Genomic DNA, 12,422 nt, shown 5'->3' with positions numbered 1-12,422 from the left:
TACGATGTATTTATTTGGATAATTATAGGTGGAAATTTGAATGTATTCTCTTGAAGGAGATTTATTATTGGATGTCATACAATATAAAAAACTATATCAAATAGCTGATAAACTTTATTCAATCTTGGATATGGATAGGTTATTAGGGGAATTATCTATAACCCTAAAAGAAGTATACCCTGCCTTTTCTTATTTTTTACTATTTTCGATAGAAACTCACAGTCACAGTGATCTACCGATTATTGATCTGGATTACGATAGTGAAAATTTTGCGGCCGCAAAAGCATACGCTTCTGGTCAAGTCCAAATGGAGTGTTCTTATGAAAATAGACATGCCATCCTTTACGCGCCATTAAAAGGAAAGCAAGGGATACATGGGGTATTGCAGGTGATTGCCCCAGATAGTTTGGAATTTCCTGTAAGTGAAGTTGAGTTTATTAGATTATTGGCAGAATCTGCAGGAGGGGCATTGGAAAACGCAAAGCTTTTTCAGCAGTCAAAAAGAACGATTTCGGATCTGCAATTAATCAATGAAACTTCTCACCAACTAAATTCTAACCAACCGTTGGCTAAGACAATGACCTATTTGTCTGAAAAAATTAAGGCCTCTTTTGAGGCACAAGAGGTTGGTTTTTTCCTATTCTCCAAAGATTTATTGAAAGCGAAACCACTCCCGGGTTCTACTCCTTACTTTTTCACTGAGCAAGCTCGAATTTATATTAACTACATAAAGGAAAAAATACAGCAAGGGAACGAATCCCTCTTTATTGGTGATCTTAACCTGCCAATGAATCATGATCGAATCTTTCACTCGATTATGGCTGTTCCGGTGATTGAAAGTAAAAAAATAAAAGGGTTTTCTATCATTATGCATCAAAGTCCTTATTTCTTTTCTTTTGAGATATTTAAACTTCTCCAAACACTCGTCCATCAGTCATCATTAGCCCTTACCAACGCCATGTTGAGAGAGGAACTGAAAAAAATGGTGATTACGGACCATCTAACAAAGCTCCATTCTCGAAAATATATGGATGATAAAGTTAAGCAATCAATGGATAAAGATGAGGAAGGAACCTTTCTGTTATTTGATATCGATAATTTTAAAGAAATAAATGATACCTATGGGCATCAAATTGGTGATGTCATTCTTATACAGGTAGCCAATTTAATTAAAAGAAATATACGTGACAATGATATAGGCGCCCGTTGGGGTGGCGAAGAATTGGCTATTTATTTACCTAAAGTTCCATTACATATAGGAGTAACGATCGCTAAAAGAATTGTCAATAAGGTATCGGAATCCTCTAATCCACATATTACGGTATCTTGTGGTGTTTCTTATTGGAATAAAGATCGGCCAGATGCTTATCATTTTTTATTTAAAAGAGCGGACGAAGCGTTATACATAGCAAAAGAGACCGGTAAGAACAAGGTCATTATCCAAGAAGAAAATATTCAAATAAATTAACGAGGTGGTTAATGATAAGCAAAGCGGAAGCGCCCTGGAGCTGGACAATTCTTGAAGATTTTTATACTCCCTTATCTCAGAATTAAAAAGGGCACAGAAGGATTACTCCTTTGTGCCTTTTTCAATATACTCCATTAAAATTGCTGTAAATTCTTCAAGCTTTTGTTGATCAAGTTCGTCAAAGCGGTTTTTTTCTGGTGAATCAATATCTAAAACACCAAATAATTGATCCTTAATAAGGAGCGGAATGACAATTTCGGATTGGGATGCCGCATCACATGCAATATGGCCTGGAAATTGATGTACGTCTTCGACCCGAACGGTTTCCTTTTTAAAAGCAGCAGACCCGCAAACTCCCTTGCCAACTGGAATCCGTACACATGCCGGTAATCCTTGGAAAGGTCCGAGCACAAGTTCTCCGTTCGTATCCATTAAATAAAAACCAACCCAGTTAATGCGGTCGAGTGCTTGGTTCAACAAGGCGGAGGCATTACTTAGATTAGCGATTTGATTATTTTCATCATGAAGGAGCGCCTGTAATTGCTTTTTAACAAGCTCATAATTTTCTTCACGAGTACCGGTGTACATTTCGACGTTAAACAAGTTATTTCACCTTTTTCTCTGTAGATTTGTTGTTATTTTATCAAAATAAGCTGAAAAAGAGCATACTTTGTCGATATTTTCATAAAGGAATCGATGCTTACGCAAAGAATCATTATGTAAGAGGAGTATAACTGAAGGGGGAGAATAAATGAAGAAAAATGCTAAGGAAGCAATAGTTCATGCTGCTATATCGTTGTTTAATTCAAATGGATATTCAGGGACGTCAATTAGGGATATTGCCAATTTAGCAAAAGTGAATACCGCAACCATCGCCTACCATTTTACGAATAAACCTGGTCTGCTAGAATATTGCTTCATGTATTTTTTTGAACAATATATGAGCAAGATTGAGGAAGCCTATCTGTCCATTGATCGGGGAGCAAAGGATTGTTTAAAGCTGATAGTAGCTGATTTACTTCATTATCAATGTCAAAATAATCAACTGGCAAGTTTTGTGTATCGAGAAATGTCTATGGATTCACAAGTGGTCAGAGAAATTATGTCGACTTATTCACTTAAGGAAAAATATTATTTTCAAAAGATTTTTGAGAGAGGATTTGAATGGCATGAATTTCGTCCACATTCGATTCCCTATTTAATTATTCAATTGAAGAGCTTGCTAATGATGCCCTTTATGAATACACAATATATGAGAGAAGTCTTATATATTTTTCCGAATGAGCCATTTTTTGAGCAAAAGTATTTAAAAGATATTCATTCATGGATTGAGAAAACATTATGCTTAGAAGAGCAAATGAAAAAGGAGGCAGTCATAAAATAGCGGCGATCGCTATTTTTTTTTGGCAACCATCATTTATTTTACAAAAAAATTGAAAATTATAGTCAAAAATTGTCGGTTACATGGTATCATAAAAGCATTGAATAGACACGAAAATTTTTAATATAGATATTTTGTCGGAATGTATAGAATCAATGTTGTTTGAAATAGGGGGCTTACAAGTGAAATATTTCATTGGATTTTTCATCCTACTACTAGCCTTATTTGTATTGGGATATTTAATAAAGAAAAAGTACTTTAAGGAAATGGACCGATTGGAAGCATGGAAAATCGATTTATTGAATCGGCCAATACTAGAAGAGATGTCAAAGGTGAAACAGTTAAATATGACTGGCCAAACGGAAGAACTTTTTGAACGTTGGCGGAATCAATGGGATGATGTTGTAACTGTTAAGCTTCCCGATTTAGAAGAGATGCTTTTTGATGCGGAAGAGTATATCGATCGGTACCGATTCAAAAAAGCCAAAGTCGTCCAACAAGAAATTGACAAAAAGCTGCAGGAAATAGAAGCACAAATTAAAAAAATATTGGAAGAGCTGCATGAGCTTGTTGGCAGTGAAGAAAAAAACAGGGTAGAAATCGAAGAATTAAAAGATCAATATCGAGAAGCAAAAAAAATGCTGCTTGCCCACCGTCACAGCTTTGGAAAGGCTGAAAAACATCTAGAAATGCAATTGAATAATGTTGCGCAAAAGTTCCAAGAATTTGATGAAAAAACGGATCTCGGAAATTATCTTGAGGCCCGTGAAGTAGTCTTATTGATTCAAAGTCAGTTAGAGACCATTAAACGCCATATGAATTTAATTCCACAGCTTTTGATTGAATGTCAATCACTTCTTCCAAACCAGCTGTCTGATTGTTTAGAAGGACATCGGGAGATGACGGAGCAGGAATATTATTTAGAGCATATTAATGTGGAAGAAGAAATTAAACGACTTGAAGAAAAGTTGGTCGAAAACTTAGGATTAATTGAAGCAATTGAAATTGACAAAGCTGAAGAGGGAGTTAAAGAAGTGAAGGATCGAATCGACATTCTGTTCGATCTCTTGGAAAAAGAAGTTCATGCCAAGCATTCTGTCATTAAAAATGAAAAGACAGCCTATGAACTTTTATCCACGGCCCAAAGAGAAAACAAGAATCTGTCTAGTGAGTTCCTGCAGGTACAGCAAAGCTATCAGTTATCTGATAATGACTTTGAAACACAGCGGCACCTTGAAAAAGAACTGTCAACAGTATATAAACATTATGAAATATTGGTTGAGAAGTTAAAGCTGAATGAAACAGCACAAACGGCGCTCAGCGAAGAATTAAATACGATAAAGGATCAGTTGGATGTGATTCGTGAAGGGCAGCAGGCATTTGCACTAAAACTCCAAGCTCTTAGAAAAGATGAACTTGAAGCAAGAGAAAAAGTCCAGGAACTAACCAAAAAAGTCGGTGAGACGTTACGTCTTGTAGCGAAAAACAATGTGCCGGGTATGCCAACAGAATATCAATACTTGCTCGAGGATACAAACGAAAGTATTCAAAATGTCCGTTATCAACTTGAAGAAAAGCCGCTAAACATTTCTGCGCTTAATCAGTACTTAGAAGTGGCCGTATTAACAGTTGAAAAACTCGTTACCTCTACACATGAGTTAATTGAGAACGTTACACTTGCTGAACGGGCTATTCAATATGGAAATCGCTATCGGCGTCAAAATCCAACAGTTGCTAGAGGGTTAGCTGAGGCAGAAATGGCATTTAGACATTATGATTACCAAGAGGCCTTAGAACAGGTAGCAGCATCGCTTGAAGGAATTGACCCAGGGGCCTTGAAAAAAATAAAGGCAACCATTTTAACAGAATAAATTCTAAAAACCGATTCGGCATCTGGCTTGAATCGGTTTTTCTATTCTTTTTCAAATGAATGTATTTATGGTAAGATTTATTTTTGGTAGTGGAGGAGAAAATCATGATTTATTTTGATAATAGTGCAACAACTAAACCATATAAAGAAGTATTAGATTCCTTTGTAACCGTTTCAAGTGATTTCTTTGGAAATCCTTCCTCCTTGCATAGTATGGGAGGACAGGCTGAAAAGCTGTTAACCCAAGCAAGAGAACAGGTAGCCATGCTTATAAAGGTAAAACCAGCTGAAATTTATTTCACCTCTGGCGGTACTGAAAGTAATAATATCGCCATAAAAGGGGCAGCTGGAATAAACCGAAAAAAAGGGCAGCATATCATTACTACAAGTGTAGAGCATGCCTCTGTTCGCGCCGTTATGGAACAGCTTGAGGCAGAGGGCTTTGAAATTACTTATTTGCCTGTAGACAAAGATGGAAGAGTGAGCGTGGATGAAGTCGAAAAAAATATTCGGAAGGATACGACACTCATTTCCATCATGCAGGTGAATAATGAAGTTGGCACAATCCAGCCGATTAAAGAAATTGGTGAAATGTTAAAAAAATATCCAACGATTTTATTCCATGTTGATGCAGTCCAGGGAGTAGGAAAAGTTCCTTTGGCCTTATATGAGAACAGAGTCGATCTTTGTTCCATGTCTGCTCATAAATTTCATGGATTAAAAGGAACGGGTGCTCTGTTTATTCGAGAAGGGGTAAGACTGACTCCGTTATTTTCAGGGGGAGAACAAGAGCGAAAAATGCGCAGCGGAACAGAAAATGTCGCAGGAGCTGTTGCAATGGCAAAGGCGCTAAGAATAACCTTGAATAAAAGTAACACAGGCATAGAAAAAATGAAGAAAATCCAGGCTTTTCTACGAACAGGTTTAAACAACATACAAGGTGTTCAGGTTCATACACCGATTGAAGGCTCAGCCCCGCATATTTTAAACTTTTCCCTTCTCGGCATGAAATCGGAAGTGTTTATCCATGCATTGGAACAGGAGGGAGTCTTCGTTTCGACAACCAGTGCCTGTTCTTCCAAAAAGAAGTCACCAAGCAAGACACTGCTTGCCATGGGTGTTCCTGAAAGTACTGCCGAAAGTGCGATTAGAATCAGTCTGTCATTAGAAAATACGGAAGAAGAGGCAAGACTTGCAATCGACGCTATAAAAAAAGCTGTTAACCAGCTACGAAAGGTTATGAATTGAATGCAATATGATCGTATATTAATACGCTATGGTGAAATATCAACCAAAGGCCGGAATCGCCATAAATTTGTGGAAAAACTTAGAATGGGCGTTAAACATGCTCTTACTTCCTTTCCAAACATTAAAATAGACGCAAGTCGTGATCGTATGTATGTGTTACTTAATGGAGAAAATGGTCTGGAAATTATTGAAAAATTAAAGCATGTATTTGGGATTCAATCCTTTAGTCCAGCTATTAAGGTTGAAAGAGAAGCAGAGGTATTAAAAAAGGCATCCTTGAAATTAATTAGCTCTCTTTATAAGGAAGGTCAAACCTTTAAAATTACCCCAAAACGATCCGATAAAACATTTGAATTAAATACGGATGAAATTAATCAAATGCTTGGCGGCTATCTGCTAACAAATATTTCAGGACTTAAAGTGGATGTGAAGAACCCTGATATTAACTTACGGGTTGAAGTAAGAAAAGAAGCCATCTATCTTTCCTGTGAAATCATCCCGGGTGCCGGCGGTCTTCCGAGTGGCTCCGGAGGAAAAGCAATGCTCATGCTTTCTGGGGGAATTGACAGCCCTGTTGCCGGTTATATGGCTATGAAAAGGGGCTTACAAATTGAAGCAGTTCATTTTTTTAGTCCTCCTTTTACAAGTGAAAGATCAAAGGAAAAGGTGATCGATCTAACTAAAAGGTTATCCCAAATTTACGGTAGTTCTATTGCCCTTCATATTGTCCCATTTACAGATATACAGCAAGCGATTCGGTCCCAAATACCGGAAAATTATACCATGACCACAACACGAAGAATGATGCTTCGAATAACTGATGAGATTAGGAAAAGGCAGGAAGGACTTGCAATTGTTACGGGTGAAAGTATTGGCCAGGTAGCTAGTCAGACCCTGGAAAGTATGTATGCAATCAACGAGGTAACAAATACTCCTCTCTTACGTCCATTGATTACGATGGACAAAACGGATATAATCAAAATCGCTAGTGAAATTGATACGCTTGAAATTTCGAATCGGCCGTTTGAGGATTGCTGCACAATCTTTGTTCCAGCCTCTCCAAAAACAAAGCCGAAACGCGAAAAAGTAATGCGCTATGAAAGCTTTTTTGATTTCGAACCAATGATTCAAGAAGCGGTAGAAGGGATTGAAACCCTGGTCATTAACCCGCTTGAACAGCATTCTGAATTTCATTCATTATTTTAGAAACAAAATTTGAATTTTTTGTGAACAATTACCAATTGGATTATAGAATGAAGCTTATAGTTTCTACACATTCTATACTCACAAGGAGGTGATATCACATGGCAAGCAACAATTCAAATCAATTATTAGTTCCTGGTGTTGAACAAGCTCTTGATCAAATGAAATACGAAATTGCTCAAGAATTTGGTGTAAACCTTGGTGCAGACACTACTTCACGTGCTAACGGTTCTGTTGGTGGTGAAATCACTAAGCGCTTAGTATCAATGGCTGAACAGCAATTAGGCGGCGGATTCTCTCGTTAATCAAAAATAAATACGATGGCTACAGAGAGTGTGGAGGGTTTCCTCCCGCTCTCTTTTTATTTGTTTAAATAGGATCTGGTACTAGTAGTAATTAAAAATTTATTAATATTTTAAAATTTTTAATTAATTCTGTATAATTGTACTAAAGAAATCATTTTTTTGAGGGGGAGAACCATGAAACGTGAAGATCTAATTGCACCGGAAAGGTATAACCTTGTTTCGGAAATGGAACGTTTTGCACAAGAACCAACAAGGGTTGCATTAAAGTGGGAAAATGAATTAGGGGAAATCAACCAAGTTACGTATGAACACCTTATGAAGAAGGTGAACCAAGCCGGGAATATTTTAACCCAAAATGGATTAAAACAGGGGGATACCGTTCTTGTGATTGTTCCAAGGCTGATTGAAGCCTATGTTATTTATTTAGCTGCACTAAAGGCGGGTATGGTTGTTATTCCAAGCTCAGAAATGTTAAAGGAGAAGGATTTACAGTATCGTATTTCTCACGGTGACGTAAAGGCTATTGTTAGTTATTATCCTTATGTGGAACAATTCAACCAAATTACTGAAGGCCAAGCTTTGGTTAAATTCACAATCGGTGCAGAAGTAGCTGGCTGGGTTCATTTAGAAGCAGAAATGAAACACGCAAGTGATGAATTCGTTCTTGCTGATACACAAAGAGATGATATGGCCTTTTTATCCTATACTTCTGGAACAACAGGTAATCCAAAGGGGGTTGTCCATACACATGGCTGGGCTTATGCACATTTAAAAACAGCAGCAGCAAAATGGCTGTGTATTAAAGAAGGTGATACCGTTTGGGCGACCGCAGGACCTGGTTGGCAAAAGTGGATTTGGAGCCCGTTTTTATCTGTTCTCGGTTCTGGAGGAACAGGACTGGTGTACCATGGGAAATTCGAACCTAAACAATATTTGAATCTGCTGCAAAAATATGATGTGAATGTACTCTGCTGCACACCTACCGAGTATCGCTTAATGGCAAAGGTAGATAATTTAGCTGACTATCAATTACCAAATCTCCATAGTGCGGTTTCTGCCGGTGAACCGTTAAATCGTGAAGTGATTGATGTCTTTAGAAAACATTTTCAAATTGATGTCCGTGATGGCTATGGACAAACTGAAAATACCTTGCTGGTTGGAGTAACGAAAGAGATGGAACTAAAGCCTGGATCAATGGGCAAACCGACACCTGGAAATCGAGTAGAAATCATTAATGATGAGGGACAGATTTGTGCTGTAGGTGAAGTAGGCGATATTGCCGTTCATGTAGAGACACCGGCCTTATTTAAGAACTATTATAAAGATCCCGAAAGGACAGCCATGCAGTTCCGCGGTGATTATTATATAACTGGCGATAAAGCTAAAATGGATGAGGAAGGGTATTTTTGGTTTGAAGGCCGTGGGGATGATATTATAATCAGCTCAGGCTATACGATTGGACCTTTTGAGGTGGAGGATGCACTCGTTAAACATCCATTCGTAAAAGAATGTGCAGTCGTTGCAAGTCCTGATGAGATTCGAGGCTTTATTGTAAAGGCGTTTGTCGTGTTACAGGAGGACGTTGATCCAACAGACCCGAATTTAACGAAAAATTTGCAGGATCATGTAAAAATCCTTACGGCACCATATAAATATCCAAGAAAAATAGAATATGTAACAGAACTTCCAAAAACAACTTCAGGAAAAATTCGTCGGATTGAACTTCGTCAAAAAGAAATAGAATCACTCAAACAAGTCTAATTTTTATTATTCCATTTCTTTATTTAAGAAGAGAAATAATAAGGTATAAATAAATTCCCCTAAATAAGCAGTTTCGCGATATAATAGAAAATATTTCGAAACATGAAAGAATAGGGGCTCGATTAAACAGATGAAACAGACAGAGACAAAGATGGGAGCCATCCATGCTGGCTTTTCCTACTTTATTTGGGGACTTTTACCGATCTATTGGAAATTCTTAGATCAGGTAAATGCAGAGGAGATCCTTGCCAATCGCATTTTTTGGTCGTTTATTTTTATGATAGTTGTTCTTCTAATTTCGAAGAAGTGGGGATTATTTGTCCATACCTTGAAAGGATTCGCCCAAAATAAAAAGCAAATGTATGCCCTAGCGCTTGCGTCAGTCCTTATAAGCGGGAATTGGTTTATTTATATATGGGCTGTTAACAGCGGTCATATGATTGAAGCAAGCCTTGGTTATTATATTAATCCGCTTATTAGTATCTTGTTAGGTGTGTTCGTTTTGAAGGAAAAATTGACCATTTACCAATATATAGCCTTCTTCCTGGTATCGGTTGGAGTATTGATTATTACCATTTCCCATGGGACATTTCCATGGATTGCCGTTTCTTTAGCATTAACCTTTGGGTTATATGGGTTAACTAAGAAGCTGATTAATGTGGAGTCAGCAGTTGGGTTGACCTTAGAAACACTTGTAGTAGCGCCAATTGCTGTGATCTATATGATGTTTTTATTTCTTACTGGAGCCAATTCCTTTTTAACAGCAAGTGCAGGCACCGATTTGCTGTTAATGGGTGCAGGTGCGGCTACTGCTGTGCCACTATTGTATTTTGCAAAAGGTGTGCAAAAAATTACGCTCTCGTTACTAGGTATCCTGCAATATATTGCGCCAACCCTAACGCTAATTCTAGGTGTATTTGTTTATCATGAGCATTTTTCAATCATACAACTAATATCATTTTTGTTTATTTGGTCAGCGTTAATGATTTATTCTCTTTCTAGCACCAAACGATTCACTTCCCGAGAAGTAAAATTATCAAAAGAAAAAAGTGCAACCTTGTAATGAAAGAACCTTATCCCATGGCGGATAAGGTTCTTTTTATTTTATAAAAATGTTCGTTTTACTTTATCCCAGAAGGAGTTGTCTTTTAATTTTAATGTTTTAATTTTTTTATCCCGTATGTTGATTTGAATGGTTTCAACGTGACGAATGCTTAATGCTTCATTATCCATTCCCATTGTAGGATGGTCATTTCCTTCAGAGATAACCTTGAGTGTCAGTGTTCGTTCACTTCCGACAATGAAGGAAGCTCCAAGGGTGCGGTAACGATTCGTATTAACAGACGCCACTTCACTAACCTGCATGCAAGCGAGGAGTGGATCAACAATTGCTCCATTGACCGACTTGTTATAAGCGGTACTTCCAGTTGGTGTAGCAACAATTAGTCCATCACCACGAAAGGTTTCTAAGTGAAGTTGGTCAACAAACACATCAATAACAAGAGTTTTAATAATGGAAGAACGAATACTAAATTCATTTAGGCAGGGGAATGTGCTTTGGCCATCTACCGTCACTTCGATGGTAGGATAGCGTCGTACTTCAATATGTTCATTGTTCGCCATTGCCTCAATCACCTTGGACATATCACTAATTCGAAAGTCACAATACATACTTAAACTATCATTAACGGAAATACCCGTATAAAGGCAATCATCCCGAAAACCCGTTTTCCGTACGGCCTCTAAAAATGTCCCATCATCCCCCACACTAGCAATGATATTAGCTTTTTTATAATCTTCAACGAGGGTAAATCCATAGCGTTGCGCTACTTCAATAAGGGGTGCTGTTTTCGAAAGTATGTCGGCATCCCGTTTATAATATAAATAAAGATTACTTCTTTGTTCCATTTTTACCAGTCCCCTTTATTAATTGATGAAAGTTTACACCATTTTAACCATTTGCAAAATAATCTTTGTTAAAATAATGGTAGTCTTAAATTAGTTTAGCACTTTTTTGAAACAATATAAAAGCTGGGAAGTCAATCTAGATAAACAAAGAGGGGGAACTACATATGAATGGAAAAAGATGGGCTGCACTTGGTATTGCAGCGGTACTATTCTTTGTATCAATTGTTATTAATTTTTTATCAGCATTTGCGTTTAAAGGAATTGAAACCGATTTTACCAATATTATGGGGACGGCGGAACAGCCATTTACGGAGGAAGTAGTCCAAGCGGGCAGCGAATTAAAGAAAATTGTTATTCTCGATGTAGATGGAGTAATCCAAGATACAGGGGATTCGGGGTCATTGTTGCAAAGTTCAGGATACAACCATCAGGATTTTATGAAAAAGTTAAACTATGTGAAAGACGATGATTCCGTTAAAGGAGTAATAATAAGAGTTAATTCTCCAGGCGGCGGTGTAGTGGAGAGTGCTGAAATACATGACAAACTTGTTGACATTCAAAAAGAGAGTAAAAAGCCAGTCTATATTTCAATGGGCTCGATGGCTGCTTCGGGTGGATATTATATTTCAACTGCTGCGAAAAAAATCTATGCCAGCCCTGAAACCTTGACAGGATCGCTTGGTGTCATTATGGAAGGATATAATTACAAGGGATTGGCCGATAAATATGGCGTGGACTTTGTAACTATTAAAAGTGGCAAATATAAAGACATCATGAGCCCAACAAGAGAGATGACAGAGGAAGAGCGGCAAATTTTGCAAAAAATGATTAATAATTCGTATGAAGGGTTTGTCAAAGTGATTTCAGAAGGGCGCCGGATGAGCACTGATCAAGTTAAAAAAATTGCAGATGGTCGAATTTACGATGGGCGCCAGGCAAAAGAAATTAATCTTATTGATGATTTTGGTTACTTAGAGGAAGTTATAAGTCAAATGAAAAAGCAGGAAAAATTAAGTGGTGCGAAAGTAGTCCGTTATTCGGATGATCTTGGTTTTGGCTCATTATTTAAATTTCAAGCAACGAAATTAATGGGTGAAAATGTGGAAATGGCTGGACTTATGAAAATTCTTTCAAAGCCCAATTCGCCGCGACTCATGTATTTATATGCGGAATAGGGGGGCAAAGGCAAATGAATACAAATAATGTTCAAAATAGCTCGGCAGATGCGATAAACAGCAAGCAAACGGTAGGTTTTAATAATATTGAGCATGTTGAAAG

At 37.5% G+C, this 12,422-nt stretch carries 11 protein-coding genes; 9 read left to right on the top strand and 2 right to left on the bottom strand.

The genetic code is table 11. The features are described from left to right. Positions 1-40: 40 nt before the first annotated feature. Positions 41-1,468 (top strand): sensor domain-containing diguanylate cyclase, encoded by a 1,428-nt coding sequence (locus AC3ANL_RS19760; protein WP_488326089.1) that lies wholly within the window; start codon positions 41-43, stop codon positions 1,466-1,468. Positions 1,469-1,570: 102 nt separating this feature from the next. On the opposite strand, the gene AC3ANL_RS19755 is transcribed toward AC3ANL_RS19760, so the two are convergent. Further along, complete coding sequence (locus AC3ANL_RS19755) at positions 1,571-2,071, bottom strand: GAF domain-containing protein (RefSeq protein ID WP_488326088.1); 501 nt, start codon at positions 2,069-2,071, stop codon at positions 1,571-1,573. A gap of 148 nt (positions 2,072-2,219) precedes the next feature. On the opposite strand from AC3ANL_RS19755, the gene refZ reads away from it, so the two are divergent. The 7 genes from refZ to rarD all read left to right on the top strand — a co-directional run bounded on the left by refZ (position 2,220) and on the right by rarD (position 10,299). After that, complete coding sequence (gene refZ, locus AC3ANL_RS19750) at positions 2,220-2,852, top strand: forespore capture DNA-binding protein RefZ (protein ID WP_488326087.1); 633 nt, start codon at positions 2,220-2,222, stop codon at positions 2,850-2,852. Between the two features lie 179 nt (positions 2,853-3,031). Next, positions 3,032-4,720, top strand: a complete 1,689-nt coding sequence (gene ezrA / locus AC3ANL_RS19745) for a septation ring formation regulator EzrA (protein ID WP_488326086.1) — start codon at positions 3,032-3,034, stop codon at positions 4,718-4,720. 104 nt (positions 4,721-4,824) lie between these two features. After that, the gene (locus AC3ANL_RS19740) at positions 4,825-5,967 is read left to right on the top strand and encodes a cysteine desulfurase family protein (protein WP_488326085.1); all 1,143 of its coding nucleotides are present in this window, start codon (positions 4,825-4,827) and stop codon (positions 5,965-5,967) included. Beyond that, complete coding sequence (gene thiI / locus AC3ANL_RS19735; RefSeq protein ID WP_488326084.1) at positions 5,968-7,173, top strand: tRNA uracil 4-sulfurtransferase ThiI; 1,206 nt, start codon at positions 5,968-5,970, stop codon at positions 7,171-7,173. Positions 7,174-7,271: 98 nt separating this feature from the next. After that, positions 7,272-7,475 (top strand): alpha/beta-type small acid-soluble spore protein, encoded by a 204-nt coding sequence (locus tag AC3ANL_RS19730; RefSeq protein ID WP_040207627.1) that lies wholly within the window; start codon positions 7,272-7,274, stop codon positions 7,473-7,475. Positions 7,476-7,649: 174 nt separating this feature from the next. Continuing rightward, entirely contained in the window at positions 7,650-9,236 is a 1,587-nt protein-coding gene (mbcS, locus tag AC3ANL_RS19725; protein ID WP_488326083.1) for an acyl-CoA synthetase MbcS, read from the top strand. Between the two features lie 130 nt (positions 9,237-9,366). Beyond that, a complete protein-coding gene (gene rarD / locus AC3ANL_RS19720; RefSeq protein ID WP_488326082.1) occupies positions 9,367-10,299 on the top strand; it encodes an EamA family transporter RarD in 933 nt (310 codons plus the stop codon). A 41-nt stretch (positions 10,300-10,340) separates the two neighbouring features. Here the strand turns inward: rarD and AC3ANL_RS19715 are convergent, their stop codons facing one another. Then, positions 10,341-11,144, bottom strand: coding sequence for an NAD kinase (locus tag AC3ANL_RS19715; RefSeq protein WP_488326081.1), 804 nt, complete (start codon positions 11,142-11,144; stop codon positions 10,341-10,343). Between the two features lie 164 nt (positions 11,145-11,308). Between AC3ANL_RS19715 and sppA the strand changes: the two genes are divergently transcribed. Beyond that, positions 11,309-12,319, top strand: coding sequence for a signal peptide peptidase SppA (sppA, locus tag AC3ANL_RS19710; protein WP_488326080.1), 1,011 nt, complete (start codon positions 11,309-11,311; stop codon positions 12,317-12,319). The last annotated feature ends 103 nt before the right edge of the window (positions 12,320-12,422 follow it).

Source organism: Neobacillus sp. DHD-1R (assembly GCF_057747995.1).
This window is presented reverse-complemented; position numbering and strand designations above follow the sequence as displayed.